This is a genomic window from Erwinia artemisiae, assembly GCF_051400835.1.
Lineage (GTDB): Bacteria > Pseudomonadota > Gammaproteobacteria > Enterobacterales > Enterobacteriaceae > Erwinia > Erwinia aeris.
In genome coordinates this window covers 269,762-295,576 of sequence record NZ_JBLFFM010000002.1, presented here as the reverse complement: position 1 = coordinate 295,576, position 25,815 = coordinate 269,762, and the positions used below count along the sequence as shown (strand labels likewise).

General features: G+C 57.9%; 25 protein-coding genes. 15 read left to right on the top strand and 10 right to left on the bottom strand.

Annotated elements, in window-relative coordinates; translation table 11 throughout:
• Positions 1-49 precede the first annotated feature (49 nt).
• Complete coding sequence (locus tag ACMGEE_RS05950; protein WP_370733844.1) at positions 50-2,485, top strand: DUF3772 domain-containing protein; 2,436 nt, start codon at positions 50-52, stop codon at positions 2,483-2,485.
• Positions 2,486-2,766: 281 nt separating this feature from the next.
• Here the strand turns inward: ACMGEE_RS05950 and dld are convergent, their stop codons facing one another.
• Entirely contained in the window at positions 2,767-4,500 is a 1,734-nt protein-coding gene (dld, locus tag ACMGEE_RS05945) for a D-lactate dehydrogenase (protein ID WP_394149340.1), read from the bottom strand.
• Between the two features lie 148 nt (positions 4,501-4,648).
• Here dld and bglX point away from each other — a divergent pair, with 148 nt between their 5' ends.
• A complete protein-coding gene (gene bglX / locus ACMGEE_RS05940; RefSeq protein WP_436829799.1) occupies positions 4,649-6,946 on the top strand; it encodes a beta-glucosidase BglX in 2,298 nt (765 codons plus the stop codon).
• Between the two features lie 56 nt (positions 6,947-7,002).
• Here the strand turns inward: bglX and ACMGEE_RS05935 are convergent, their stop codons facing one another.
• The 3 genes from ACMGEE_RS05935 to ACMGEE_RS05925 form a co-directional block, all read right to left on the bottom strand.
• Positions 7,003-7,488: a GNAT family N-acetyltransferase gene (locus ACMGEE_RS05935; RefSeq protein WP_253454807.1), complete on the bottom strand. Its 486-nt coding sequence runs from the start codon at positions 7,486-7,488 to the stop codon at positions 7,003-7,005.
• A 364-nt stretch (positions 7,489-7,852) separates the two neighbouring features.
• The gene (locus ACMGEE_RS05930) at positions 7,853-8,242 is read right to left on the bottom strand and encodes a lysozyme inhibitor LprI family protein (protein WP_253454805.1); all 390 of its coding nucleotides are present in this window, start codon (positions 8,240-8,242) and stop codon (positions 7,853-7,855) included.
• Complete coding sequence (locus tag ACMGEE_RS05925) at positions 8,239-8,436, bottom strand: hypothetical protein (protein WP_253454804.1); 198 nt, start codon at positions 8,434-8,436, stop codon at positions 8,239-8,241. The genes ACMGEE_RS05930 and ACMGEE_RS05925 overlap by 4 nt, the downstream gene beginning before the upstream one ends.
• Before the next feature lie 221 nt (positions 8,437-8,657).
• Between ACMGEE_RS05925 and ACMGEE_RS05920 the strand changes: the two genes are divergently transcribed.
• The 3 genes from ACMGEE_RS05920 (at position 8,658) to idi (ending at position 11,371) form a co-directional block, all read left to right on the top strand.
• Complete coding sequence (locus ACMGEE_RS05920; RefSeq protein WP_436829798.1) at positions 8,658-9,530, top strand: oxygenase MpaB family protein; 873 nt, start codon at positions 8,658-8,660, stop codon at positions 9,528-9,530.
• A 100-nt stretch (positions 9,531-9,630) separates the two neighbouring features.
• Positions 9,631-10,737, top strand: a complete 1,107-nt coding sequence (locus tag ACMGEE_RS05915) for a suppressor of fused domain protein (RefSeq protein WP_301251273.1) — start codon at positions 9,631-9,633, stop codon at positions 10,735-10,737.
• Between the two features lie 85 nt (positions 10,738-10,822).
• Positions 10,823-11,371 carry an isopentenyl-diphosphate Delta-isomerase gene (gene idi, locus ACMGEE_RS05910; RefSeq protein WP_369894945.1) on the top strand — a complete coding sequence of 183 codons (549 nt, stop codon included), beginning with the start codon at positions 10,823-10,825 and terminating at the stop codon, positions 11,369-11,371.
• Here the strand turns inward: idi and ACMGEE_RS05905 are convergent.
• Positions 11,340-12,830, bottom strand: coding sequence for an MFS transporter (locus ACMGEE_RS05905; protein ID WP_369894944.1), 1,491 nt, complete (start codon positions 12,828-12,830; stop codon positions 11,340-11,342). The two genes, idi and ACMGEE_RS05905, sit on opposite strands and share 32 nt — an antisense overlap.
• A gap of 183 nt (positions 12,831-13,013) precedes the next feature.
• Between ACMGEE_RS05905 and osmF the strand changes: the two genes are divergently transcribed.
• The 4 genes from osmF to ACMGEE_RS05885 are packed head-to-tail and all read left to right on the top strand — an operon-like array spanning position 13,014 to position 16,756.
• Positions 13,014-13,931 (top strand): glycine betaine ABC transporter substrate-binding protein OsmF, encoded by a 918-nt coding sequence (gene osmF, locus ACMGEE_RS05900; protein ID WP_301251268.1) that lies wholly within the window; start codon positions 13,014-13,016, stop codon positions 13,929-13,931.
• 14 nt (positions 13,932-13,945) lie between these two features.
• Positions 13,946-15,100 carry an ABC transporter permease gene (locus tag ACMGEE_RS05895; protein ID WP_436829797.1) on the top strand — a complete coding sequence of 385 codons (1,155 nt, stop codon included), beginning with the start codon at positions 13,946-13,948 and terminating at the stop codon, positions 15,098-15,100.
• On the top strand, positions 15,097-16,029 hold the full coding sequence (locus ACMGEE_RS05890; protein ID WP_370733851.1) for an ABC transporter ATP-binding protein: 933 nt from the start codon (positions 15,097-15,099) through the stop codon (positions 16,027-16,029). Before ACMGEE_RS05895 ends, ACMGEE_RS05890 begins: the two co-directional genes overlap by 4 nt.
• Position 16,030: 1 nt before the next feature.
• Positions 16,031-16,756 carry an ABC transporter permease gene (locus ACMGEE_RS05885; RefSeq protein WP_253454796.1) on the top strand — a complete coding sequence of 242 codons (726 nt, stop codon included), beginning with the start codon at positions 16,031-16,033 and terminating at the stop codon, positions 16,754-16,756.
• Here ACMGEE_RS05885 and ACMGEE_RS05880 read toward each other — a convergent pair.
• Entirely contained in the window at positions 16,743-16,847 is a 105-nt protein-coding gene (locus tag ACMGEE_RS05880) for a protein YohO (protein WP_125288804.1), read from the bottom strand. The genes ACMGEE_RS05885 and ACMGEE_RS05880 overlap by 14 nt on opposite strands.
• Positions 16,848-16,979: 132 nt before the next feature.
• Positions 16,980-17,711: a MerR family transcriptional regulator gene (locus ACMGEE_RS05875; RefSeq protein ID WP_253454795.1), complete on the bottom strand. Its 732-nt coding sequence runs from the start codon at positions 17,709-17,711 to the stop codon at positions 16,980-16,982.
• A 217-nt stretch (positions 17,712-17,928) separates the two neighbouring features.
• Between ACMGEE_RS05875 and ACMGEE_RS05870 the strand changes: the two genes are divergently transcribed.
• The 6 genes from ACMGEE_RS05870 to ybiB all read left to right on the top strand — a co-directional run bounded on the left by ACMGEE_RS05870 (position 17,929) and on the right by ybiB (position 23,569).
• Entirely contained in the window at positions 17,929-18,459 is a 531-nt protein-coding gene (locus ACMGEE_RS05870; RefSeq protein ID WP_253454794.1) for a GNAT family N-acetyltransferase, read from the top strand.
• 152 nt (positions 18,460-18,611) lie between these two features.
• Positions 18,612-18,884 carry a type II toxin-antitoxin system RelE family toxin gene (locus ACMGEE_RS05865; protein ID WP_301251263.1) on the top strand — a complete coding sequence of 91 codons (273 nt, stop codon included), beginning with the start codon at positions 18,612-18,614 and terminating at the stop codon, positions 18,882-18,884.
• 70 nt (positions 18,885-18,954) lie between these two features.
• Complete coding sequence (locus tag ACMGEE_RS05860) at positions 18,955-19,323, top strand: helix-turn-helix domain-containing protein (RefSeq protein ID WP_253454792.1); 369 nt, start codon at positions 18,955-18,957, stop codon at positions 19,321-19,323.
• Positions 19,324-19,510: 187 nt separating this feature from the next.
• Positions 19,511-20,287 carry a DUF3750 domain-containing protein gene (locus tag ACMGEE_RS05855; protein ID WP_436829796.1) on the top strand — a complete coding sequence of 259 codons (777 nt, stop codon included), beginning with the start codon at positions 19,511-19,513 and terminating at the stop codon, positions 20,285-20,287.
• Positions 20,288-20,414: 127 nt separating this feature from the next.
• The gene (dinG, locus tag ACMGEE_RS05850) at positions 20,415-22,577 is read left to right on the top strand and encodes an ATP-dependent DNA helicase DinG (protein WP_253454790.1); all 2,163 of its coding nucleotides are present in this window, start codon (positions 20,415-20,417) and stop codon (positions 22,575-22,577) included.
• A gap of 20 nt (positions 22,578-22,597) precedes the next feature.
• Positions 22,598-23,569, top strand: coding sequence for a DNA-binding protein YbiB (ybiB, locus tag ACMGEE_RS05845; protein ID WP_436829795.1), 972 nt, complete (start codon positions 22,598-22,600; stop codon positions 23,567-23,569).
• Positions 23,570-23,811: 242 nt separating this feature from the next.
• Here the strand turns inward: ybiB and ACMGEE_RS05840 are convergent, their stop codons facing one another.
• The 3 genes from ACMGEE_RS05840 to ACMGEE_RS05830 all read right to left on the bottom strand — a co-directional run bounded on the left by ACMGEE_RS05840 (position 23,812) and on the right by ACMGEE_RS05830 (position 25,770).
• Complete coding sequence (locus tag ACMGEE_RS05840) at positions 23,812-23,964, bottom strand: hypothetical protein (RefSeq protein WP_253454788.1); 153 nt, start codon at positions 23,962-23,964, stop codon at positions 23,812-23,814.
• Positions 23,945-24,520 (bottom strand): hypothetical protein, encoded by a 576-nt coding sequence (locus tag ACMGEE_RS05835; protein WP_253454787.1) that lies wholly within the window; start codon positions 24,518-24,520, stop codon positions 23,945-23,947. Before ACMGEE_RS05835 ends, ACMGEE_RS05840 begins: the two co-directional genes overlap by 20 nt.
• Positions 24,521-24,615: 95 nt before the next feature.
• Positions 24,616-25,770, bottom strand: a complete 1,155-nt coding sequence (locus ACMGEE_RS05830) for a M20 aminoacylase family protein (protein WP_253454786.1) — start codon at positions 25,768-25,770, stop codon at positions 24,616-24,618.
• Positions 25,771-25,815 lie beyond the last annotated feature (45 nt).

Here is a 25,815-nt window from a genome sequence, read left to right as displayed (position 1 = left end):
AAAATAGCGCGCGTTTGCCCGCCCGATTGTCTGATATCTGGAACTTTTCATGTCTACCATAGTGACTTTTTTACGCGCCTGTCTGTTTGCGCTGATCGCGTTTTCGCCCGCGCTGAGCTGGGCCGCTGACGATGATGCCAGCCAGCAAACCGCCGAGGCACCGGCCAAACTCAACGCCGCCGTTGAGCTGCCTAAAATGCAGAAGGTGCTGGATAAAATCAAACAGCAGGTTTCCGGCGAAACCAACGACAGCAAGCTTAGCGCGCTGAACGAGATGGCGCAGGAGCTGTCCGGCGACGCCGACACGCTGGTGCAGGCCATTACGCCGCAGCGTGCTCAGCTTCAGGCCCAGCTTGACGTGCTCGGCCCGCCGCCGAAGCCGGAAAGCGGTGTTAAAGAGACTTCGGAAGTCACCAGCAAGCGTAAAAATCTGCAAAACCAGAAGGCAAAAATCGACGATCAGATTAGCCAGGCGGAAGCGATTAAAAGCGGCGCGACCAACCTGTCTACGCAGATCGTCAGCCTGCGCCGCGATGCGTTAAAGACCCAGCTGGCCCTGAACGCGGGCAGTATTTTCGGGCCACGCTTCTGGTCGCCGCTGTACAACAGCCAGAGCAACGACAATGAGAAAGTGAAAGGCTTTCTTGACGAGCTGGCCGATACGGCGGTGCTGGCCTGGCAGCCGGACTGGCGCATGGGCACGGTGGTGTGGATAGTGTTAGCGGGCCTGGTGGCGACGTTCGGACGCCGCTATATGGAAGAGTTTCTTGCGTGGGTGGGTATCCACCGTCTGCCGGAAGGACGTTTGCGCCGCAGTTTTCTTGCCGCCGCGATTGCGCTGACCACGCTGGCCGCCGTGGTGCTGGCCTTTAACTTCCTCAACCTGGCCTTTACCCGTCATCCTGACGTGACGGACGACGTGCGCGCCTTTGCCGATAAGCTGGTCGGCCTGAGCATCTTCTGCGGTCTGATTGCGGGCCTGGGCCGGGCGTTTCTCTCCACGCGTCGGCCTTCCTGGCGTCTGCCGACGATTTCCAACGAAGTAGCGCTGGCGTTAAAACCCTTCCCGCCGCTGATGGCGGGACTGGTGTTTGTGTTTCAGGCGCTGGAAAACCTTAACAGCAGCGCCAATACCAGCGTCGCCACCACGGTGATGGCAAACGGCATCACCGCGCTGCTGATCGGCGCGGCGGCGCTCTCTATCAGTTTCCGCACCAATCGCGTGCGCCGCAAACTGGCGCTGGAAGGCGCGCAGCCGGAAGCCAAATCGACGCTGGTTGGCCTGATCCAGATGGCGATCACGCTGACCGGCGTGGCGATTATGGCGGCGCTGGTGATCGGCTACGTCACGCTGGCGCGCTTTCTGAGCTACGAGCTGGTTTGGGCGGGGATCGTCTGCGGCTCGTTTTATATTCTCAGCCACCTGGTGGCCGACGCCAGCGAATCGCTGTTTTCTACCAGCAACGCCACCGGCAAAGGCATTCAGCGCTCGCTGAATATCGACGAGCGCCACCTTTCCCAGGTCGCTGCGCTGCTGGGCGCGCTGGGTAAAACCGTGCTGGTGCTGATCGCCGCGATAGCCTTGCTGAACGGCACATTCAGCAGCGCCACGCCGATTGAGCTGGTGCAAAAAGCCATTGAGTTCTGGGGCGGCAAAGGGCTGGAGTCGCTGAACATCGTGCCGGCGCACGTGCTGAACGCGCTGCTGTGCCTGATTGTCGGCATCTACGTGCTGCGTTCGGCTCGCCGCTGGCTGGATCAGGATTTCCTGCCGAAAACCACTATGGACACCGGGATGCGGGTGTCGCTGATTACGCTGTTCAGTAACCTGGGCTATGTGTTGGTGATCCTGCTGGCGCTGTCGGTGATGGGGCTGCAATGGAACAAGCTGGCCTGGATCGTCAGCGCCCTGTCGGTCGGTATCGGTTTCGGCCTGCAGGAAATCGTTAAAAACTTTATCTCTGGTCTGATCCTGCTGACCGAACGGCCGGTAAAAGTGGGCGATCTGGTCAGTATCAGCGGCATTGAAGGGGATATCCGTCGTATTAACGTGCGCGCCACCGAGATCCAGCTGGGCGATAAATCCACGGTGATCGTGCCGAACTCGCAGTTTATCTCGCAGAACGTGCGTAACGCGACAATGGGTAACGCGCAGGGCGTGGCGACCATTACGCTGACGTTCCCGCTGGATATCGATCCGGTCAAGGTGCGCCAGCTGCTGCTGGACGTTTATGTCGATAACGAGCGCATTCTGGATACGCCGGAGCCTTCCGTCACCTTTAAGGATCTTACCCCGGCCGGCATTGTGCTGTCGGTGACCGGCAACGTCACCAGTCCGCGCCAGGTTTCCGGCGCGAAGAGCGATCTGCTGTTTGATATTCTGACGCGGCTGCGCAAAGAAGGCATCGTGCTTTCCACGCCGCAGACGATGATCGTCGAGCAGCGTAACGGTCAGAAAGTGGTGGTGCAGGACGGCGAGGCGTAAACGCCAGGCGGCATATGCCGCAGGAGATTACTGACAAACTCATATGCTGTCACCAGGTCGCGTTCGGGCCGGTGAAAAGCAGCAGAGGCAGATCGGAACACGGACGCGCACGTCCCTCCAGGCTCGTTTGGCGCGTCCATGCGCCAAAACGGTCCGCTTATCCGCTCAGCCTCTGCTGCTGCGGGGCTGCGGTTTCGCTGCAAAAAGTCCGGTTCGCACGTATTCTTTATCTTTGTCAGCAGTCTGAGGCGGCATGCCTATCGGTCATGCCGCTATCTGGCTTAGCGTTCCGCTTTCCCTGTACAGCCACACTCCGCCCAGTTTTTCGCCCGGGTGGTTTTGCCGATGCCGGGGTTAAAACTGTTGGTGGGATCGAGCTGCTGATAAAAAGCTTTCAGCTGCGGTTTGGCCTGGTAAAGATGGCCTACGTTATGTTCGGCAGGATATTCCGCGCCGCGCTCGCTGAGGATCTGCAACATCTTCTCCTTCAGGGCATGCGCGTCAACGCCCTTTTTCACGATGTAATCCTGATGGAAGACGTGGCAGAAAAAGTGGCCGTAATAGAGACGATGCACCAGCGCGTCGTCAAATTCCGGCGGCAGCTTTTCAAACCAGTCTCGATCGTTGCGGCGCAGGGCGATATCCAGCGCCAGAATATCCTCCACTTCCTGCTGATGCACCGCATGATAGCGAACGGCCGCGCCCGCTGCGGCAAAGCGATGCAAAAAGGCCTTGCCGCCTTCTTCCGGCGTGCACTCAAAATAGTCGCCGTCCGCCTGCTGAAAATAATCTTTCAGGTACTGGCGCGCTTCCTCCACGCCCGGCCCGGCCATTTTCAACATCAGATGATGCTCGAAACGATCGCGGTAAGCTTTCAGCCTGGCGGGAAGGTGTGAAGGCAGCAGGCCGCTGATTTTTTGCATCACGCGGTCGGTAAGGTTGGGCTTAATAAACGAGAAGCGCTTCAGCAGCGCGTCGGTATGGCCTTTCAGCGCGAAAAACAGCGGCATTTTATCGGTGCCGAGTTTATCGATCATCACAAAGGTGTCTTTACCGTAAGTTTCGGCAATATCAAACATATCGCGGTGCAGATATTCGCCTGCCACCGGCAGTTCGTTAAAGTGTTGCAGGATATGGCGGCGCAGCTCGTCCAGCACGGCAGGCTGATTGGTGCCGATATAAAAAACCTGCTGGGCTTTTTCGCTGGTGAAGGTATCCAGCCGCACGGCGAAGACGGCCAGCTTGCCCGCACAGCCGGAAGCCTCAAACAGCCGCCGCGCATCGGCGTTAAAGCGGGAGGGCGTATCCGCCTCGACTTCGCGCACGCGTTCCGCGTAGTCGTGATCCGACGCGTGTCGCCTGTCGTAGCGCACATCTTCAGGCCGCCAGGTTTCATCATCAAGCCGGCTGAGAATTTGCTCCGGCGTGCTGCCCAGCTCAATACCAAGATGGTTTACCAGCACCAGCCTGCCGCTGGCATCTTTTTGCGCATAGAGCGCCATTTCGCTGTAGGCCGGGCCGCGCTTAATCAGCGAACCGCCGGAGTTGTTGCAGATGCCGCCCAGCACCGACGCGCCAATGCAGGAGGAGCCAATCACCGAATGCGGTTCGCGCCCCAGCGGCTTAAGGATTTTTTCCAGCTGATAAAGCGTGCTGCCGGGAAACGCCAGCACCTGTTTGCCGTCATCCAGCAGCTGAATTTTATCCATCCGGCGGGTGCTGACAATCACGATGTCGCGATCGTAATCGTTGCCGTTTGGCGTCGAGCCTTCGGTAAGGCCGGTATTGGCCGCCTGCATCAGCACGATGACATCTGCCGCCACGCAGGCCTGTAAAATGCGCCACTGTTCCAGCAGCGTGCCGGGAAACACCACGGCCAGCGCTTCGCCTTCGCCAGAGCGGAAGCCTTTGCGGTAGCGTTCGGTTTTTTGCGGATCGGTCAGCAAGTGGGCGCGGCCGACGATGCGGCCCAGTTCCGAAACCAGCCTGCTGCCGGTTGATGAGGGTCTGTTCATATCCTTGTGTCCTTTTTTATCGCACGCCCTAACTTTAGCACCGCTGAACTAAAGCAGGCTCAACCGGCTTGAAAACTACCTGCTATCCTCAACTTATGGCACACTCGCCGCACGATTTTCTGTCGTTTACCTGAGAGAAACTACCCTGATGAAATGGATTTGTTCTGTTAGCTTCGCCGTTGCGCTGGCGCTACAGCCTGCCTTTGCCGACGATAACCACGGGCAGCACCCGCTGACGCCCGAAGCTCGCGATGCCTTTGTGAGCAACCTCCTGCAGAAAATGACGCTGGATGAAAAAATCGGCCAGCTCCGGTTAATCAGCGTCGGCCCGGATAACCCGAAAGAGGCTATCCGGGAAATGATCAAGCAAGAGCAGGTCGGCGCGATCTTTAATACCGTCACGCGCCACGATATCCGCGCGATGCAGGATCAGGCGATGCAGCTCAGCCGCCTGAAAATTCCGCTGTTCTTTGCCTATGACGTGGTGCACGGTCAGCGTACCGTTTTCCCTATTCCGCTGGCGCTGGCGGCAAGCTGGGATCTGGATGCTATCGCAACCGTGGGGCGCGTGTCGGCTTATGAAGCGGCGGACGACGGCCTGAACATGACCTGGGCGCCGATGGTGGACGTCACGCGCGAACCGCGCTGGGGCAGGGTATCGGAAGGGTTCGGCGAGGATACCTGGCTGACCTCGGAGATGGGCCGCATGCTGGTGGAATCCATGCAGGGCAAAAGCCCGGCGGATCGCTATTCGGTGATGACCAGCGTGAAGCACTTCGCCGCCTATGGTGCGGTAGAGGGCGGTCGCGATTACAACACGGTGGATATGAGCCCGCAGCGGCTGGCGCAGGACTATCTGCCGCCTTACAAAGCGGCGCTGGACGCGGGCAGCGGCGGCGTGATGGTCTCACTGAATTCAATCAACGGCGTGCCTGCCACTTCCAATAGCTGGCTGCTGAAAGATTTGCTGCGGGATGACTGGAAGTTCAAAGGTATCACCATCAGCGATCACGGCGCGATCAAAGAGCTGATGAAGCACGGCGTGGCCAGCGATCCGCAGGATGCCGTACGTGTCGCCATCCAGTCCGGCGTGAATATGAGCATGAGCGACGAATACTACAGCAAGTATCTGCCGAACCTGGTAAAAAGCGGCGCGGTCAGCATGGCGGATATCGACGATGCCACGCGCCATGTGCTTAACGTCAAATATGATATGGGACTGTTTAACGATCCCTACAGTCATCTTGGCCCGGCGGAGAGCGATCCCAAAGACACCAATGCCGAAAGCCGCTTACACCGGCCGGAAGCGCGTGATGTCGCTCGCAAAAGCATCGTGCTGCTGAAAAACCGCAATGACACGCTGCCGCTGAAAAAAGCGGGCACTATCGCGCTGATCGGCCCGCTGGCCGACAGCCAGCGCGATATTATGGGCAGCTGGTCGGCGGCAGGCGTCGCCTCGCAGTCCGTTACCGTCATGCAAGGCATTAAAAACGCTACCGCAGGCAAAGCCACGCTGCTTTACGCCAAAGGCGCTAACGTCAGCGACAACAAGGGCATTCAGGACTTTCTGAACCTCTATGAAAAAGCGGTCACGGTAGATGCGCGCACCCCGCAGCAGCTGTTGGACGAAGCGGTAGAGACGGCGAAAAAAGCGGATGTGGTGGTTGCCGTCGTGGGCGAAGCGCAGGGCATGGCACATGAAGCGTCCAGCCGCAGCGATATCACCATTCCGCCTTCGCAGCAGGCGCTGATTAGCGCGCTGAAGGCGACCGGCAAGCCGCTGGTGCTGGTGCTGATGAACGGGCGCCCGCTGGCTATCGTTAAAGAGAGCCGCGAAGCGGATGCGCTGCTGGAAACCTGGTTCAGCGGCACCGAAGGCGGCAACGCCATCGCGGACGTGCTGTTCGGCGATTACAATCCGTCCGGCAAGCTGCCGATGTCTTTCCCTCGTTCGGTAGGGCAGATCCCAATCTACTACAACCACCTGAACACGGGGCGGCCTTACGATCCGGCAAGGCCGAACAAATATACCTCGCATTACTATGATGCAGAGAATGGCCCGCTTTATCCGTTTGGCTACGGGCTGAGCTATACCAGCTTTACGGTATCGCCGGTCACGCTTTCGGCTAAAACCATGCCGCGTAACGGTCAGGTTTCGGCTTCGGTCACGGTGACCAACACCGGCAAGCTTGACGGCGCGACCGTGGTGCAGCTTTACCTGCGTGACCAGGTCGCCAGCGTTAGCCGCCCGGTGAAGGAGCTGAAGGGCTTTAAGCGCATTATGCTGAAAGCGGGCGAGTCGCAGACCGTGACCTTCCCTGTTGACGTGAAGGCGCTTAAATTCTGGAACGCCAAAATGCAGCAGGTGGCGGAACCGGGTAAATTCAGCGTGATGATCGGGCTGGATTCTGTTCACACCAGCGATGTGGAATTTGATTACCTGTAAAAACCGGGCGTGAAGGCCCGGCTGTAGACATCAGGAGGCGAATATTCGCCTCCTTTTCACTTTCCTGCTTCGGCAAATTTCAGCAGCGCGTCGCCGTCCAGGCGATAACGCACCCATTCGCTTTGCGCCACGGCGCCAATGCTTAAATAGAAGTCGATAGCGGGCTGATTCCAGTCCAGCACGCTCCACTCCAGACGACCGCAGCGGCGCTGCACGGCCAGCTGCGCAATATGCTTAATCAGCGCTTTGCCCGCGCCGTTGCCGCGCGCATCGGGCGAAATATAGAGATCTTCCAGATAAATGCCGTTGCGGCCAAGCCAGGTTGAGTAGCTGGTAAAAAACACCGCATAGCCGACGGCGGTGCCGTCCACTTCGCAAATCAGCGCTTCGGTTTTGCTTTCTGCGCCAAACAGCGTCTCGCGAATTTCCTCCGGCGTGGTCACAACTTCTTCCGGCGCTTTTTCATAAACGGCCAGTTCATAAATCATCGCGTAAATGGTTTGCGCGTCTGCCGGACGGGCCTGGCGGATAGTGATACTCATGGCTTTTCCTTTTCCCTGCGGGTTAAAGCGGATAAGCATAAAGGTTATTGCGTGCGGAATTAAGCGCAATCAAACTTTTTACCTGCGCCCGACTCTCCCTGTGATGCGAAGTTTCCGCACCGATATGGTGGATTTTTCAGTCAGGAACCACGCGTGACCTTTTTACATAATCTGGATAACAGCTGGAAAGCTTTCGCCGCCGCTACGATCGCCAGCTTGCCGCTGCAGAGGGCATTTGTGCATTTCGTCGTGGTATGGCCGCCGATTTGCTACCGTAGACGGCGTTTGTACATTCCTGCCCCCTGGCGGCAAGAAAATCCGGGCAACTAACGGTGAGCATACCGGCTGGCGTGGCTTGTACTGGTTAAATATTGGCTATCATTTCTGCCAGCTCCGTGACTCTTTTTTCCGACATATCAGTAACACATTGATTAATTGCCGCGGTATGACGCTGGTTATTTTCGTCGATCTGAAAGGCATAAATATCACAAGTAGCGTGCATATAATTAAGCCATGCTACCTGAGATTTTTTAATTTTAGCCAGAAGATCCTCACCAATATTTTTATGCTCAGTGTAGCTATGAGTAACTTCAGTTAAATACTTACTGTAAACAGCATCCAGCCTTTTGGTAGCGGCCTCCTTTTTGATATATGAGCAGTTATAGTACTGCTCGCTATTGGTGATCGTCGCGCAATTCTCCTGAGCAAAGCTCGCCTGGCAGATAAGTAATACGAACGCGAGAGATTTTTTCATCGCGACTCCAGTAAATAGTTTACTCTTTGTCTGGCAGGCTCATCATCACGAAGGGCCGGCGTATTTCTTATATAATTAATAAGTTCCTGTGGATTGTTATGTGCACCAGCCAGCATAGGGCGCGCGCTTTTGGTATATTTACTATTGCTGCCTTCAGCTCTGAAGGTTAATAATCCTTTTTCTGGTTCAAGCATATTCCCTTATCCTTTTGATATCTGATTTAAAGGCTGAGTAAGCTACTCGAGAAATATAACGAAGTATCATCTTGCTTGCAAAGTCTAAAAAAGAACAAAGGAATATTATATAATTTATTACATCGGCAAGGCCGGATGTCACGTTGGCACGAAGATGAACTGCCCGAAAACGCAGCCTGGGCTGTATCAGACGTCATTAACGCCCCAAAATCAGGAAAATAATGCTTTCACTCAGAGACAGGATCCAGCAGCAGGTCTTTCGCCTGAACGGGCTGGCGATGAACGACTTCGACCTCAGCCAGCCGCCTGGCGATCCCGGTCTTTACGGGCCGGACAGCGTTATCTGGCAGGTGCACGGCGATTTCTCGTCGATGCTGTGCGGCGGTATCTCCGCGCTGCTGATGCAGATGCTGCATCCGCAGGCGCTGGCAGGCGTCTGGGATCACTCAACCTTTCGTGAGGATATGTCAGGCAGACTGCGGCGCACCAGCCAGTTTATCGCCGTGACCACCTTTGGCAACACGGCGGACGCCCACACGTTAATCGAGCGCGTAAAGCGGATCCATCTGCGGGTAACGGGCGTGGACGGCCAGGGCAACGCCTATGCGGCCAGCGATCCGGCGCTGTTGACCTGGGTGCACGTCGCAGAGACCAGCCGCTTTCTGGCTGCCCATCTGCGCTATAAAAATCCGCTGCTCAGCAGAGAAGATCAGGATCGCTATTATGCGGAGGCCGCCGTGGTGGCCGAAGCGCTGGGTGCGAAGCAGGTGCCGAAAACGGTACAGGAAGTTGAGGCTTATCTGACGGCGATGCGGCCGCAGCTGCGCTGTGACGAGCGCACCAGAGCGGTGCTCGCCGTGCTGCTGACCATGCCCGCGCCGAGCTGGCAGGCGCGTCCGGCCATGCGCACTATGATGATGGCGGGCATTGAGCTTTTGCCCGAATGGACGCAGCAGCAGTTTGGCTTTCGCTTTTCCGGCTGGCGGCGGGCGCTAATCCGCCAGCGGATGAAATGGCTGGCGTCCGGGCTGCGCTGGTGCGTGCGTCGCGGCGGCTATTATCGTGCCATGCAGCGCATGGGGCGCGAAATTTGAGATTATTACCCTTGTTGTGACATGGCGCGCACGGGCATCCTGCTCTATTCTCCGGGAAATTCCGGGAAAAGGGATGACCCTGAACCCTTGTCGAGGCGCTATGACACAGACGTACCGGCTGGCTGAAGTCTTTAATCAGCAACAAACCCTTATTGCCACGGTTGAGCAGGATGAGCGCACCGCCTATTTTTACATTCGTCCGGCCGAGCCGTTTCGCGGCCAGTTTGCCGTGCGCGGCTGTTGGCTGAGAAACCTGCTGCCTGCGCCCGCGCAGGAAGACAGCGAGGCGATGGCGCAGGGCATTCCGCCGCTGCTCAGCGCCGAATACTGCCGCACGCTGGAAGCGGAGCCGATATTGCATCCGGCAGGCCTGCAGGTTATCTGGACGCCCGGCGATGACGGTGCGGCGCTCTGGTATCAGGGGCAGCTGCTGGCGGTTATTCCCGGCTGGAGCCTGTATCAGGATAAACAGGTCAGCTTTTCCGCTGGCTGCATCAAAGAGAACCGGCTGACCGCGCCGCTGGGTTCCGCCTCTACCAACAGCTGGTACGCGCGGGCGGAGAAAGATCGTCTTTTCTGGCGCGACTGGCAGGATGCCCAGCCGTGGGAAGGCATTCAGCGAGAAATGCTGCGCTGCTACGAGGCGCAATATGGCGAGTCGCTAAAGTACTACGCTATCGACCAGGGCAGCTGGCCGCCAATGGCCATCTCGCAGCACTATCATCAGGGCAACTGGTATTTTCTGACGCTGGGTATGAGCATCCGGCCCATGCCGTGGATCGATTTCCTCTATAAGGATAAAGACGCTGCCGATCATCGCCGTATCGAGCTGGCGATGGCGATCGACGGCGAGGTGATGAGCGAAGAGAACGCGGTGCAGATGGCCAGCGCGCTGGCAAGCTTTGCGCATTTTCCCTGGGCGCGCCTCAGCTGGCTGGGCGAAGGGCACACGCTCTCTTCCGCCGTCGCGCCGATAGGTTTTGAAGGCTTTTTGCTTTCGGCCTCGCTGGGCGACAGTTTCACACTGCCGCCGCGCGAAGGAGAAAAAGTGACGCTGTTATGGGCCACGCCGGTGACGGCCGCCGAGCAGGAATTCGTCGAACAGGAACCACAAGGCGGCCTGCAATTAGTGGAACGCTTAACCGAGGCGGGGTGTAATCCTGTCTTCCGGGCGCGGCCCGAGCTGGTGGATCCGCCGGCTGGCTAAGCCGTCATACTTTCGCACGATTTTACCCAGCCACGGCCGCCAAAGATATGCCACAATTATCTGAGATAATTCTTAAGAGGTGTGCATGTCTGCAATCGAAGTTATCCTGGTCGATGACCAGGATCGCGCCATCGGTCGAATGGAAAAGCTTGAGGTTCATCAGAAAGGATTGCTGCATCGCGCGGTCACCGTTTACGTGTTTAACTCCCACCATCAGCTGCTGCTGCAACAGCGCGCCAGCGGTAAATACCACTGCGGCGGGCTGTGGAGCAACACCACCTGCGGCCATCCTTACCCGGAAGAGTCGACGCGACACGCGGCCGAGCGACGCCTCAATGAAGAAATGGGGTTATCGCTGAGGCTACAGCCCATGTTTGAGCTGAGCTATTACCTGCCGCTGGCAAATGGCCTGATCGAACATGAATATGGTCACGTCCTGTTTACCCTGAGCGATGAGCTGCCGCAGCCTAATCCGGAAGAAGCAGACGACTGGCGCTACGCTTCGCTGCCGGAAATTCAGCAGGAAATGGCGGCGCACCCCGAGCGTTTTACGCCGTGGTTTCTGCATACCTTTGCCCGCATCCCCGCCGAATTTGCCCGCTTTACTGCGGCCGCGCTGGCGGTTCAGCCGTAAAATCCTCGGCGTCCACGTCGTAGCCTGACGGCTCCCAGCGTACCAGCAGCAGCGCCAGCAGGCCCGCCAGCGGCGCAAAGCCGATAACCCAGAATACGTTAGTACCCAGCGCCGCCGACAGCAGCGGAAACAGAAACAGCGACAGGGTAGAGCTGCCGCGCATCAGCGTCTGGTTCATACCCACGCCCACGCCGCGTAGCGAGGTTGGATAGCTAAGCGAGGCAAAAGTCATGGTATGCGAGCCTGGCCCAAAGCCCTGGCCCAGCAGAAACAGCGCCAGCATGGCGACAGACACCGCCGCCTGCGTGCCGTCGTCCGGCCTGCCTACCAGCGCCAGGCCGAGCAGCGCCACAAACTGGCAGCCGTAGCCGGCTACCGTCATCCGCCAGGCGCCCAGACGCGGCACTAAACGTACCGCCAGCAGCCCGCCAACAAAGGCGAACAGCAGATTCAGCGCCAGCGAGACCAGGATGGTGGTCAGCATCGACTGCGCCAGAAAGCTGGAGAGGATCACCGGCAATCCAAACGCAACGGCGTTATAGGCGAAAGCCGAAGCGACGGCGGTAACGGTAGCGAGCAGCGTACGACGCAGGTAAATGCCCTTAAACAGTTCGCCATAGTTGCGCCAGCTGGCGCGACGAACCGGCACGGCGGGCGTCAGATCGGCTTCTTTCGCCACCTGCGCATTGATGCCGTAAGAGCGCCGTAAAATAGCGGCCGCACCATGCAAATCGCCCTGGTTAGCGGCCCAGACGGGCGATTCGCTCATATAGCGGCTGCGAACGGCGATAATCAGCAGCGCGGGTACCGCGCCAAAGCCCAGGATAATCCGCCACAGCCAGCCCGCCTGTGCTTCCGGTAGCACCGAGTAAAAAAACAGCACCAGCAGATAAGAGACAGAAATAGCGGCATACCAGGTAGGGCACCACATGGCAATGCTGGCCGCCTTGTTGCCTCGTCCTTTCAGCTTCGAGAACTCCGCTAAAAAAGCCATCGCTACCGGCAGATCGATGCCCACGCCCAGCCCCATCACAAAACGCGCGCCCGCCAGTACGTATTCGTTTGGCGCAAAAGCGCAGGCCAGCGCGGCCACCACAAAGAAAAACATATCGGCCATAAACACGCGGTAGCGGCCAATTTTATCGGTGAGATAGCCGCCAATCAGCGCGCCGACGATAGCGCCAAAGGCAATAGCGGAAGCCACCATGCCTGCGCCCGCAGGCGTCAGGCCAAACTCTTTGGTTACGTCCTTCATGCCAAACGCCAGCGCGCCCAGATCGTAGGCGTCCAGAAACACGCCACCCAGCGCAATCGCGATCACGATATGCGCATTGCTACGCGCCTGGGTACTGTTGTTGACCAGCGTTGCAACGTCCGCAGCCTGACGGATAAACAACGTTTCGCCCGTTGGCTCGCTCCCTGCCGTGGCGACATGCGATTCAGCCGTTAAGTCAGTCATGAGGTTATATTCAGTTTTAGTGGTGTGGTTTGTGAGCATACTCCCGGCGCTGGCAGAGTTAAATTCCCGCTCGTTATAAGTTACAACCAAACGGTGCAATGTAATTTAGTTGTAAGGCGGCGGTTTTAAGTGGTTAATTCTTCAGCTACTCTTGAAGCTGAGTCGATAACAGGGAAACGCGAAATGGCTAAAAGCATAAGATTGGGCGGCGCGCTGGCGCTGGCGGTTTGGCTGGCGATGGCGGGCGGCGCGCAGGCGGCGGAGGCGGTAAAGGTCGGGTCGAAAATTGATACGGAAGGTTCGCTGCTGGGCAACCTGATTTTACAGGTGCTGGATAAACACGGCGTAAAAACCGTGAACAAAATTCAGCTGGGAAATACGCAGGTCGTCAGGGGCGCCATCACGGCGGGCGAACTGGATATCTATCCGGAATATACCGGCAACGGCGCTTTCTTCTTCCACGACGAGAAAAACCCCGCCTGGAAAAATGCCCAGGCAGGCTATCAGCTGGTTAAGAAGCTCGACGGCGAGAAAAATCATCTGATCTGGCTGACGCCGTCGCCCGCTAACAATACATGGACCATCGCGGTACGCGGCGATGTGGCGCAGAAAAACAAGCTCGCCACGCTGGCCGATCTCAGTGCCTGGCTGAAAAGCGGCGGCGAATTTAAGCTGGCGGCCTCGGCGGAGTTTATCGAAAGGCCCGACGCGCTGCCCGCTTTTGAGCGTGCCTATCAGTTTAAGCTGGATCAGGATCAGCTGCTGTCGCTGGCGGGCGGCGATACGGCCGTTACGCTGAAAGCGGCAGCGCAGCAAACCTCCGGCGTTAACGCGGCGATGGCTTACGGCACCGACGGCCCGGTAGCGGCGCTTGGCCTGCAAACGCTGAGCGATCCCAAGGGCGTGCAGCCCGTATACGCGCCGACGCCGGTTATCCGCGAAGCGGTGCTGAAAGCGTATCCGCAAATCGGCGACTGGCTGAAGCCGGTTTTCGCCTCGCTGGATGAAAAAACGCTGCAGCAGCTTAATGCCAAAATTGCGGTAGAAGGGATGGACGCGAAAAAAGTGGCCGCCGACTATCTGCAACAGAAAAATCTGTAGCCACGCGCGGCAAAATGACTATTCGGGTACATAACCGCGTTACGTTGACGCTGGCGCTGCTGCTGACGGCAGCGCTGACGGCGCTGCCGTTTCTCAACTGGGCGCCGAACCGGCTTGTTTCCGGTCAGCCGCTTGGGCTGCAACAGGTAGCCAACGGCCTGGGCTGGTGGCTGTTGCTGCCCGCATTGTTACTGATGCTGCTCGCTTTTTGGCCGCAGAAGCGCACCAGCCTGGCCTTAACGCTGCTCTGTAGCGAAACGCTGTTTATCGCGCTGATCGCCGCTGGCGGTTATGCGGCCGCCTCGCTGGCGCAGCAGGGCCATCCGCTGGCAAGAACCTCTCTGGGCAGCGGCTTCTGGCTGGCAGCCGCGCTGGCGCTGCTGATGGCGACAGATGCCATCAGCCGTTTGACCCGACAGGCGTTATGGCGTTTGCTGCTGAACGCGCAGATCTGGCTGCCGGCGATCTTTTTGCTGCTGAGCGGCCAGCTCGACGCGCTTTCCCTGCTGAAAGAGTATGCCAACCGGCGCGATGTCTTCGACCAGGCGCTGTCACGACACCTGCTGATTTTGGGCGGCACGCTTTTGCCGGCGCTGCTGATGGGCGTGCCGCTGGGCTGGTACTGCTGTCGTCGTCCGGCCATACAGTCATCGGTTTTCGCCACGCTGAATATCATTCAGACCGTGCCTTCCGTCGCGCTGTTTGGCCTGCTTATCGCCCCGCTCAGCGGGCTGGCGCGCGAGTTTCCGGCACTGACCACGTTAGGTATCAGCGGCATCGGTATGGCGCCCGCGCTAATCGCGCTGGTGCTCTATGCGCTGCTGCCGCTGGTGCGTAGCGTCGTCAGCGGGTTGCAGAACGTGCCGCAAGCGGTGATTGAAACCGCGCGGGGCATGGGCATGAGCGGCGGCCAGATATTCCGCCAGGTCGAGGTGCCGCTGGCGCTGCCGGTACTACTTGCCGGTCTGCGCGTCACGGCGGTGCAAACCATCGGCATGGCGGTTATCGCCGCGCTGATCGGGGCGGGCGGCTTCGGGGCCGTCATTTTTCAGGGCCTGCTCAGCAGCGCGCTGGATCTGGTCATGTTGGGGGTGATCCCTGTTATCGCCCTGGCGGTGGCGGTGGATACGTTATTTAAGCTGTTGCTCTCCGGGATACAACGCCAGTGATTGAATTCAAAGAGGTGAGTAAATATTTTGCGGGCAAGGCGGCGGTCAGCGATTTGACGCTGCATATCGCCAAAGGCGAATTTACCGTGCTGATCGGCACGTCCGGCTGCGGTAAATCGACCACGCTGAAGATGATTAATCGTTTGATCGAACACGATAAGGGCGCGATACGTTTTGGCGGCGAAGAGATCCGTCGCTTCGACCCGCAGGCGCTGCGGCGGCGAATGGGCTACGTTATCCAGTCCACCGGGCTTTTCCCGCACTGGACGGTAGAAAAAAATATCGCCACCGTGCCGAAACTGCTGGGCTGGAGCAAGCCGCAAATCGACGCGCGCGTCAGTGAACTGCTGGCCTTGCTGAATATGGAAGAGACGTTTCGCCATCGCTATCCGCATCAGCTTTCCGGCGGGCAGCAGCAGCGTATTGGCGTGGCGAGAGCGCTGGCAGCCGATCCGGAAGTGCTGCTGATGGATGAGCCTTTCGGCGCGCTCGATCCGGTGACTCGCGCCACGCTTCAGCAGGAAATTGCCCGTATTCATCGCCTTTCCGGCAAGACGATAGTGCTGGTAACGCACGATATCGACGAGGCGCTGGCGCTGGCAGACCGGCTGGTCTTAATGGACGGCGGCAAAGTGGTGCAGCAGGGCACGCCGACGGCGCTGCTGACAAAACCCGTTAATGACTTTGTGCGTCGCTTTTTCGGCCAGAGCGAATGGGGTATTCGCCTGCTTTCGCTGGGGCTGGCCGGTGAGGCGGCGCGGCGCGGCGAGTGGCTGGAGGAGGAAAGCATTGCGGAAACGCTGACGCTGCGCGAAGCCCTGTCGCTGTTTATCGCACGTGGAACCGACCGGCTGGCGGTACGGGACAGCAATCAGCAGCCGCTCGGCGTGCTGCATTTTGCCGATTTACTGCGACAGAAGAAGCCATAATATGCGCCTGCTTCGCGATCCGCTCCTCTGGCTGATTTTACTGTTTGTAGCGCTGCTGCTGCTGATGCCCTATAGCGGCCCGCTGTTCGCGCGCGCTTTTCCCCAGCTCGACAGGCCGCTTTACCAGCAGGAAAGCTTTATCCGGCTGGCGCTGGCGCATATCCGGCTGGTGGCGTTCTCTAGCTTCGCTGCGGTGATAGTGGGTTTGGGCGCCGGTATTGCGGTAACGCGCCGGGCGGGAAAGGCGTTTCGCTCGGTAGTAGAAACGCTGGTGGCCGCAGGCCAGACCTTCCCGCCGGTGGCCGTGCTGGCGCTGGCGGTGCCGGTTATCGGCTTTGGCGAACAGCCTGCAATGGTCGCGCTGCTGTTGTATGGGCTGCTGCCGATCTTACAGGGCACGCTGGCCGGTATTGACGCGGTGCCGCCGACTTTGCGCGAGGTGGCGGCGGGCGTCGGTATGAGTCCGCGTCAAATACTGTTTAAGGTAGAGCTGCCGCTGGCCGCGCCGGTGATCCTGGCCGGGATCCGCACTTCGGTGATTATTAATATCGGCACGGCCACCATCGCTTCAACGGTGGGCGCTAACACGCTGGGATCGCCGGTGATTATCGGGCTGAGCGGCTTTAATACCGCCTATATCTTACAGGGAGCCTGCCTGGTAGCGCTGCTGGCGATCGTGACGGACCGCCTTTTCGAGCGCCTGCTACGGCGGTTTAAGCGCGAATAAGGATGGTGTAGCCGGTCAGCATGACGCCGCCGATACCGCCCAGCGCCATCATTAAGAAGATAAAAATTACGCCGATTTTCTGCCAGTTCATACCGTTATCCGCCTGCCGTAAAAAAGAGAGCAAAGTATATCGCTTTTACTGAGCGGACGTTAAGCCTTTGCTGGTTTTTAGCAGGAGAAAGCAGACGAGGCCAGCAGGGCGCTGGCGACGATGACCATAAAGCTAAGCGGCCTGATGCGCCACGGCGTAGCCCTGTTCCTGCCAGTGGGCGATCTGCTCCTGCTGGCGGCGCGTCAGAGGTTTCCCGGTGAAAATAAACAGCTGCTGGCCGGGAAAAAGTTCAGGACGCGGCATCTCCAGCGGTTCGGCCAGCACTTCCATACGCCAGCCCTGCTGCGACAGACGCCAGGCCTCCAGCCAGATGCGCGTACGATCTTCCGTGCCCCAGCCGATAATCAGCGCATCCTTGCCGGGCTTCTTGCGGCTGCCTGCAAGGCAGAAGGTCACGTAATCGATCAGGATGCCGTCAAGCAGGCTGCACATCGTTCTGGCCGTATTTTGATCCAGGTTCAGTCGCTGGCGGATAGGAATAAAAACATGGTCAATCAGCGCCGCCGCCGGATGTTCCCGACCGGCCGTTGCCACTTTTGCTCTGAGCTTAGCGGGCCTGACGTGACGCAATACCGTCATCATCTCTTCCTGTAGCGTCATCCAGCCGTCGTGCGCGTTAACGCTTTCGCCTTCCAGCAGCGCTTTAACTTTGCCTACCGGTACGCCGCTCTCTATCCAGCGTTTAATCTCTTCAATACGCTGTATATCTTCATCATCAAACTGACGATGGCCGCCTTCGGTGCGCTGCGGTTTCAGCAAACCGTAGCGGCGCTGCCACGCACGAAGCGTAACAGGATTTATCCGACAGCGTTCGGCGACGTCACCAATACTGTATAAAGCCATGCCTTTCCTTAAACCTGTTTGACTCCCCTGAGCCTAACCAACTCTCTATTGTTGTACAACTATTATTTAATTGTACAACTTGCCGGGCGAGGCGCCACGTCGTATATCTTGTTGAAACGTGGCGGGAAACCCTCAGTCTCCGTCACGCACGATAACGGTAGTCTACCCGTTAATCCACGTGTCGCCAAAGCACGATTTACAGGACGATCTGCTACTTATGACCACTATCACTTATTCGCTTCTTACCGCAGAAGAGGCCGCTAAAGGCCAAGATGAATTATACAATGTATTGAGCGCTTGTGTTGCGCTGGGCGCCAGTATCGGCTTTGTCAGTAACGAACCTGCACCTATGAAACAGTTCTGGACAGGGGTAATCGCCAGCCTCGCCAGCGGCGAAAAGCGGCTGCTGGTTGCACGTCGACAGCAGGAGATTGTCGGCACGGTCATCGTAGAATTTTGCGGCAAGCCAAACGGCTCTCATCGCGCAGAAATCGCCAAATTGCTGGTACATCCTGATGCCAGACGGCAGGGCATCGCTCGTGAGCTGTTAGGCCGCGCTGAACGGCTGGCGGAGCAGGAGGGCAAAACGCTGCTGGTGCTTGATACGCGCTCCGGCGATGCGGCCGAGCAGCTTTACCTTGCGCAGGGCTGGCAGGTTTGCGGGCAGATCCCGTATTTTGCTCTCTCGACCCGTGGCGAACCGGAAGCGACTACCGTTATGTACAAACAGGTCACGGCGGGTGTATAGCTACAGCCCTCGCAGTCCCGGATACAATAGCCGTCGCCAGTTTTTATAGATAAAAACACGACGTAGTTCTATTTTTATGTTGTTCTCATAGAATATAATATCTATATTTATCGAGTTTGATAAGGATGTATCCTCTAAAAGGTGGGCAAGGAATGCCGGAACTGAAATGGCGCAAAGCAGCGCGGAAACAACTTCTTGCTATCAAAAGCAAAAGCGACAGAGAAGCGATTAACGCAGCGGTGAATGAGTTAAAAAATTTTCCGCTGCACACGCCAAATCTGGACGTAAAGCCCTTGACGGCAGGTGAAGCCGATTACCGGCTAAGATGGGGTAACTATCGGGTATTATTCGACTATGTAAAAGACGGGGAACCCAAAATCATTGCCATCCAGCAAATTGCGAGGCGTACCAGCAAAACTTATTGAATAAAATTCGATTTGCCGAATTTGTCTTAAATAACTTCATTATTGCCGGTCTACTACAATGAGAAACGATATGATTGAATTCATCACTGACAGCGCCGGAAATCGCAAGGCGGCAATAGTGCCAATAGCGCTATTTGAAAAACTAACGCAAAGCGCCGATCTGGCTGAATTATGGGAATCAGTACCCTATGTTGCGGGAAAAAATGATGATGCTTTTATCCCCGGCGAGGTAGTCGATATTTCTGTGCAAAAAGGCGTAACGCTTCATGCGGCGTGGCGTCTTTATCGTGGCCTGACCCAAAAGCAGGTCGCTGAGGCGCTGAACATTACTCAGGCTTCTGTATCAGCCATGGAAAAAAGCGAGAGACCACGCAATTTTAATTTGCACAAGCTGGCGGAGCTGTACGGTTGCCAGCCAGAGCAATTAACTGACGAATAACTAAAAGGCCGGGCAACCGGCCGGTTTTTGTGAATTTTACTCACGACGGCATGCGGTGGACAAAGATTGAATGCCGCGCCGGTTTTCAGTAATGTGATTCTGCTCACACCTTAAGCGACAGCATGCTGCTCGCTGATGTTATCCCACTCTCTGATCCGACCCGCAGCTGCGGGCAGCCAAAGGTATTATGTTCCTTGTAAAAGTGATAGGTATCAGTTTTATCTGTATGCTGCTGCTCTCTTTCGCGCAGAGCTACGTTAAGGCGACCCACAGCGGCGTCGCCATCAATGGCCAACATTGGTCCACAGCCAGACGTGATTCGGCAGAGATGGCGCCCGATCCGCAGAAGTTTATCGATACGGCCATCGTGCAGGTTTATACCGCGCCGACCTTTGGCTGGCGTGGACTGTTCGCCGTCCATCCGTGGATCATTTTTAAAAAGGCCGGCGAGAGCCAGTATCACCGCTACGAGGTGGTCAGCTGGGGCAGCAGCAACGTTATTCGCCATAATTACGCTTTGCCCGACGGCTACTGGTTTGGCGCTAAGCCCAGACTGCTGGTCGATCATCGCGGCGAACGCGCGGCGGCGATGATCCCGTCGATCGAAGCCGCTATCGGCAGCTATCCCTGGCCGCACAGCTATCGGGTCTGGCCCGGCCCCAACAGCAATACTTTTCTGGCCCATATCGGCAGAGAAGTGCCGGAGCTGAAGCTCGATCTGCCTGCGAACGCCATCGGTAAAGATTTCCGCCCGCTGAGCCGTCCGGTGGGGCTGCCCGCCTCAGGCAAAGGCTTGCAGGTTTCACTGCTGGGCGTGCTTGGGCTGACGCTGGGTGCGGAGGAAGGCGTAGAGTTTAACGTGCTGGCCTTTAATTTCGGCATCGATTTTAAGCATCCGGCGCTGCGGCTGCCTTTTACCGGCAGGCTGGGCACCCATAAAATCGAAACGGACAGCGGCGAGTAAATTCGGCCCGTCAGCAGGCGCGGACAGCACCAGGTTGCGAGCCGTGCCGCAGGATTAACCTTCAGGGACTATTGCTGAACGAAATACTGTGTAAAAATACAGGCCGTTTCAATAAAAAGTGATTGATATGGCGCTAACTGCCGCGTTAAAAGCGCAAATTGCCGGCTGGTATAAGGCTCTCCAGCAGCAAATCCCCGATTTTATTTCCCGAGCGCCGCAGCGGCAGATGATTGCCGAAGTGGCGAAAACGCTGGCGGGCGACGAAGGGCGCCATCTGGCGATTGAAGCCCCGACCGGCGTCGGCAAAACGCTCTCCTATCTGATCCCCGGTATCGCCGTCAGCCGTGCGGAAGATAAGCCGCTGGTGGTCAGCACCGCCAACGTGGCGCTGCAGGATCAGATCTTCACGAAAGATCTGCCGCTGTTGCAGAAGATCATCCCCGATCTGCGTTTTACCGCCGCGTTTGGCCGGGGTCGCTACGTCTGCCCGCGCAACCTGTCCGCGCTGGGCGGCGATGAAGAAAAGCAGGGCGATTTGCTGCTGTTTCTTGATGATGAAATGACCGCCAGCAAGGATGAGCGGGCGCTCTGTACTACGCTGGCGAAAAACCTCGATCGCCATCAGTGGGACGGCCTGCGCGACCACTGCGAAGAGACGATTGAAGATTCGCTCTGGCAGCGCATCAGTACCGATAAAGCCAACTGTCTGGGCAGCAACTGTCACTGGTTCCGTGAATGCCCGTTCTACCTGGCCCGGCGGGAAATCGAAAACGCCGACGTGGTGGTGGCTAACCATGCGCTGGTCATGGCGGCGCTGGAAACGGAATCGGTGCTGCCGCCGCCGAAAAATCTGCTGCTGGTACTTGATGAAGGACACCACCTGCCGGACGTGGCGCGCGACGCGCTGGAAATGAGCGGGGATATCACGCCCGCCTGGAGCACGTTACAGCTCGACCTTTTCTGTCGTCTGGTTGAACAGTGTATGGCGCAGTTCCGGCCGAAAAAGCCGCCGCATCTTGGCAATCCGGAGCGGCTTAAAGCCCACTGTGAAGAGGTGCGCGAGCAGCTGCAACAGCTGTCGCAAATCCTGGTGCAGCTGTTGCCGCCCGGCAATCAGGAAGGCGAATACCGTTTCGAGATGGGCCAGCTGCCGGAAGAGGTGATGACGCTGTGCGCGCGCCTGTTCAAACTCAGCGACGGGCTGCGCGGGCTGGCAGAGGCGCTGCTGAACGATCTCAGTGAAAAAACGGGGCAGTTCGACGTAGTGCGCCTGCACCGTACGCTGATCCAGATGAACCGCGCACTGGGCTGGTTCGAGGCCAGCAGCAAGCTGTGGCGGCTCGCCTCAATGGCGCAGGCCTCCGGCGCGCCGGTGTCCAAATGGGTGACGCGCGAGCTGCGTGAAGGTAACCCGCACTTACTGTTTCACTGCGCCGGTATCCGCGTCAGCGAGCAGCTGGAAAAACTGCTGTGGCGTAAAATCCCGCACGTGGTGCTGACCTCGGCCACGCTACGCTCGCTGAACAGCTTTCAGCGCCTGCAGGAAATGGCGGGCCTGAGCGAAAAGCCGGGCGATCGCTTTGTCGCGCTGGATTCGCCTTTTAACCACGTTGAGCAGGGCAAGCTGATTATCCCGCAGATGCGCTACGAGCCGATGCTGGCTAACGAAGTGGAACACCTGGCGGAAATGGCGCACTTTTTCCGCCAGCAGATTAAAGAAGGCAAACACAAAGGGCTGCTGGTGCTGTTTGCCAGCGGGCGGGCGATGCAGCAGTTTATCTCTTACCTGCCGGAGCTGCGGCTGATGCTGCTGGTGCAGGGCGACAGGCCGCGTCCGGCGCTGGTGGCGCTACATCGTAAAAAGGTGGAGCAGGGCGAAACCAGCGTGCTGGTGGGCCTGCAATCCTTTGCCGAAGGGCTGGATCTGAAGGGTGACCTGCTGTCGCAGGTGCATATCCATAAAATTGCCTTTCCGCCGGTGGACAGTCCGGTTATTTTGACGGAGGGCGAATGGCTGAAAAGCCTGAAGCGCTATCCTTTTGAAGTACAAAGCCTGCCGAGCGCCTCCTTTAACCTGATCCAGCAGGTGGGCAGGCTGATCCGCAGCCACGACTGTTTCGGCGAGATAGTGATTTACGATCGTCGTTTGCTGACCAAAAGCTATGGCGCGCGCCTGCTAGGCGCGCTACCGGTTTTCCCCATTGAGCAGCCGCCTATGCCGCCGGGGGAGCCGCCAAAAGCCGTTGCGGCCGTACCGGGTAAGAAAACCGTACGTCGCCGCCGTCGCTAACCACCCAACAGAGCAGAAGCATGGACTATACAAAAATTATTAAAGAGATCGGCCGAGGGAAAAATCATGCCCGCGACCTAGATTTCGCTACCGCCAGCGAGCTTTACAGCCGGATGCTGGCGGACAAGGTGTCGCCGCTTGAGATGGGCGCGATCCTGATTGCGCTGCGAATCAAAGGCGAGGGCGAGGAGGAGATGCTCGGCTTTTATCAGGCCGTACAGGCGCACGTGCTGAAACTACAGCCGCCCGCCAGCCTGCCTATGCCGGTGGTGATCCCAAGCTATAACGGCGCGCGTAAACAGGCGAACCTGACGCCGCTGCTGGCGCTACTGCTCTCCCTGCTTGGTTTTCCTGTGGTGGTGCACGGCGTTAGCGATGACCCGACTCGCGTTACCAGTGAGGCGGTGTTTGCCGCGCTGGGCGTTAAGGCGGTATCGGACATGCAGGAAGCGCAGCAGCGGCTGGAAGAGGGCAAACTGGTCTTCGTGTCGGTTGAAACGCTTTGCGCGCCGCTGGCGCGGCAGCTCTCGCTGCGCTGGCAGCTGGGCGTACGCAACAGCGCGCATACGCTGGCGAAGCTGCTGACGCCGTTTGGCGAAGATGCGGCGCTGCGGCTTTCCAGCGTGTCGCACCCGGAATATATCCCGCGCGTGGGCAAATTCTTCCAGGCCATCGGCGGCCGCGCGCTGCTGCTTAACGGTACGGAAGGCGAGGTTTATGCCAATCCGCAGCGCTGCCCGGCGCTGAACCTGATTGCCGGAGAGGAGCCAGAGGTGCTGTTACCACGCCAGCCGGAAAGCCATATCGCCCGCGACGCGCTGCCTGCGGGTAAAGAGGCTGAAACAACGGCTGAATGGATCAGGCGTTGCCTCAACCGCGAAGTAGCGGTACCGCAGTCGCTGCGTCAGCAGATCGCCTGCTGTTACGTCGCTACGGGCCGCGCGGTGGACGTAGAGAGCGCGCTGGAGCAAATCGCGAAGGCCGGATACTGAGGCGGACCGAGCGTTTTAGCCAAGGCGGCGATAAGCTGTTTATCGGGGAAACGATTTTGCCGGGCTGAGGCTGAACGTTTCGCCTGACTGAGATTGAACGCTTCGCCGGGCTGAGGCTGAACGTTTCGCCTGACTGAGATTGAACGCTTCGCCGGGCTGAGGTTGAACGTTTTGCCGGATGGATGGCTTCGCCGGGCAGGTAAGCGTTCGAAAGGTAAGGCTTTGCAAGCCTTACCTGGCGGTTACGCATCCGGCCTGAAAAAAATAACGGATGCGCTGCGCTTTTTGTCCTGCTTCTGAAAGTGCTCATAAACAGCTTTCATCCGCCGGGCTTTAAGCGCGATGGCCTCTTCCAGCGTCAGCGGCCTGGTGGGTTTATCTGAGTTTAACGGCATAACCCCTCCTGTGAGGATCAAGGTTTGGGTAAACGGCGGCTATCCGCTGCGGCTGGCTTCTGCTGAGCTGTAGTATTCGCAAGCGATAAGCTCGTGAAAGCAGTTCGTCAAAAGCCAAAAACGTATAGCAATAAGGCCGGTACGCAGTGTAGTGCTTGTCGATTATATAATCAATAATGCAGTTCAGAGCCTGCGCGCGCTGACCCCTAAATCGCCTTTTAAAAAAGGGCGTGTCGGCTTCGATATTATCCAGGCTGTCAAAAGCGATATCATAACAGCCGCCCTTCAACGTTAGCCTGTGCGGTCGTTTACCTGTCAGTAGCCCCTGCGGCAAATTAATAAGTGAATCCTCAACCGTAACAATTTCCGTTAACTGCACCAGGTAAACGCCCGCTTCGCCTGCCTCAACCCGATATAACATGGCGTGTCTGCCATCCGGCAGTACGCTTCGCGTTCTGTGCATAAATCCCGCCTTCCCTGAAAAATCTGCCGTCAGGATAAAGCGGTTTGGCCGTGAAGTCAGCGACGTTTTCATGAAGCGGAACAGGTCACGCAAAGTTTTTTACGTGCCTGCCTGCTTCTTGCATTCTTTTTTGAAGTGGATCTAAAAAGCGAGGCAGCCTTCCCGTCGGGCCGGAAAGCGCATGGCGCTTATCCGAGCGGCAGAAGCTTTTCCGCCAGCGCCGTCCAGAACGTAACGCCTTCCGGGATAACATCATCGTTAAAATCGTAGCGGGCGTTATGCAGCGGAGCAGAAGGCACCTCGCCGTCTGCACCTATCCAGAAATAGGCACCGGGGCAGGCTTCCAGCATGCAGGCAAAATCTTCCGACGCCATTGATGGGCTGGTTTCCCAGTGCACCTGTTCTGTCGGCAGTAATGCCAGCGCGCAGTCGCGAACCTGCTGTGCGGCGGCGGCGTGATTGCAGGTCACCGGGTAATCGGTCAGGTAGTCAATGCTGCCGTCAATGCCCAGCGGCGCGGTAAAAGTAGTGACAAAGTCGTCAATCATGCCGCGCACCCGGCTACGCACATCGGCCTGCAGGCATCTTAGCGTGCCGCGAAGCACCACGCTTTCCGGGATAACGTTAATGGCTTCGCCGCCATTAATTTGCGTGATGCTGACTACCGCAGAGGAGAGCGGCGACAGGCGTCGGGCCGGGATAGTTTGCAGCGCAAGAATGAGCTGCGCGGCGGCTACGATCGGATCTGCGCCGTTTTCCGGCATCGCCGCGTGGCAGCTTTTCCCGCGCAGCGTAATTTCGAAAGCGTCCAGCGAAGCCATCATGGGGCCGCTGTTCACCGCCACATGACCGACCGGCAGGCCTGGCCAGTTATGCAGGCCGTAGATAGCGTCCATGGGAAACAGCGTAAACAGGCCGTCGGCGACCATTTTTCTGGCACCGCCCAGGTTTTCTTCCGCCGGCTGGAAAACAAAATGCAGCGTGCCGCTGAACCGCCGCGTGGCGCTGAGATGTTTCGCCGCCGCCAGCAGCATGGCCGTGTGGCCATCGTGTCCGCAGGCGTGCATCACGCCAGGCTGCGAGGAGCGCCACGGCGCATCGCCCAGCTCGGTGATGGGCAGGGCGTCCATATCCGCACGAAAACCGATAGCGGGACCGGGACCGTTCTCCAGCGTGCCCACCACGCCGGTGCCTGCCAGGCCCGTATGCACCTGCAAACCAAACTCGCGCAGCAGCGCCGCTACGCGCTGTGAAGTCTCATCTTCGTGATAGCCCAGCTCCGGCCTTAAGTGAAACTGTCTGCGCCATTCAATGGCTTCCTGAATCAGCGAAACGGGGATCATATCTTCTCCTTTGCGGACGATAAGCCGGAAGGCGAGCGCGGCACT

Bases quoted from the DNA above. Each gene is read 5' to 3' on its own strand.
- ACMGEE_RS05950 (WP_370733844.1), top strand. From the start codon at position 50: ATGTCTACCATAGTGACTTTTTTACGCGCCTGTCTGTTTGCGCTGATC.
- dld (WP_394149340.1), bottom strand. From the start codon at position 4,500: ATGAACAGACCCTCATCAACCGGCAGCAGGCTGGTTTCGGAACTGGGC.
- bglX (WP_436829799.1), top strand. From the start codon at position 4,649: ATGAAATGGATTTGTTCTGTTAGCTTCGCCGTTGCGCTGGCGCTACAG.
- ACMGEE_RS05935 (WP_253454807.1), bottom strand. From the start codon at position 7,488: ATGAGTATCACTATCCGCCAGGCCCGTCCGGCAGACGCGCAAACCATT.
- ACMGEE_RS05930 (WP_253454805.1), bottom strand. From the start codon at position 8,242: ATGAAAAAATCTCTCGCGTTCGTATTACTTATCTGCCAGGCGAGCTTT.
- ACMGEE_RS05925 (WP_253454804.1), bottom strand. From the start codon at position 8,436: ATGCTTGAACCAGAAAAAGGATTATTAACCTTCAGAGCTGAAGGCAGC.
- ACMGEE_RS05920 (WP_436829798.1), top strand. From the start codon at position 8,658: ATGCTTTCACTCAGAGACAGGATCCAGCAGCAGGTCTTTCGCCTGAAC.
- ACMGEE_RS05915 (WP_301251273.1), top strand. From the start codon at position 9,631: ATGACACAGACGTACCGGCTGGCTGAAGTCTTTAATCAGCAACAAACC.
- idi (WP_369894945.1), top strand. From the start codon at position 10,823: ATGTCTGCAATCGAAGTTATCCTGGTCGATGACCAGGATCGCGCCATC.
- ACMGEE_RS05905 (WP_369894944.1), bottom strand. From the start codon at position 12,830: ATGACTGACTTAACGGCTGAATCGCATGTCGCCACGGCAGGGAGCGAG.
- osmF (WP_301251268.1), top strand. From the start codon at position 13,014: ATGGCTAAAAGCATAAGATTGGGCGGCGCGCTGGCGCTGGCGGTTTGG.
- ACMGEE_RS05895 (WP_436829797.1), top strand. From the start codon at position 13,946: ATGACTATTCGGGTACATAACCGCGTTACGTTGACGCTGGCGCTGCTG.
- ACMGEE_RS05885 (WP_253454796.1), top strand. From the start codon at position 16,031: ATGCGCCTGCTTCGCGATCCGCTCCTCTGGCTGATTTTACTGTTTGTA.
- ACMGEE_RS05880 (WP_125288804.1), bottom strand. From the start codon at position 16,847: ATGAACTGGCAGAAAATCGGCGTAATTTTTATCTTCTTAATGATGGCG.
- ACMGEE_RS05875 (WP_253454795.1), bottom strand. From the start codon at position 17,711: ATGGCTTTATACAGTATTGGTGACGTCGCCGAACGCTGTCGGATAAAT.
- ACMGEE_RS05870 (WP_253454794.1), top strand. From the start codon at position 17,929: ATGACCACTATCACTTATTCGCTTCTTACCGCAGAAGAGGCCGCTAAA.
- ACMGEE_RS05865 (WP_301251263.1), top strand. From the start codon at position 18,612: ATGCCGGAACTGAAATGGCGCAAAGCAGCGCGGAAACAACTTCTTGCT.
- ACMGEE_RS05860 (WP_253454792.1), top strand. From the start codon at position 18,955: ATGATTGAATTCATCACTGACAGCGCCGGAAATCGCAAGGCGGCAATA.
- ACMGEE_RS05855 (WP_436829796.1), top strand. From the start codon at position 19,511: ATGTTCCTTGTAAAAGTGATAGGTATCAGTTTTATCTGTATGCTGCTG.
- dinG (WP_253454790.1), top strand. From the start codon at position 20,415: ATGGCGCTAACTGCCGCGTTAAAAGCGCAAATTGCCGGCTGGTATAAG.
- ybiB (WP_436829795.1), top strand. From the start codon at position 22,598: ATGGACTATACAAAAATTATTAAAGAGATCGGCCGAGGGAAAAATCAT.
- ACMGEE_RS05840 (WP_253454788.1), bottom strand. From the start codon at position 23,964: ATGCCGTTAAACTCAGATAAACCCACCAGGCCGCTGACGCTGGAAGAG.
- ACMGEE_RS05830 (WP_253454786.1), bottom strand. From the start codon at position 25,770: ATGATCCCCGTTTCGCTGATTCAGGAAGCCATTGAATGGCGCAGACAG.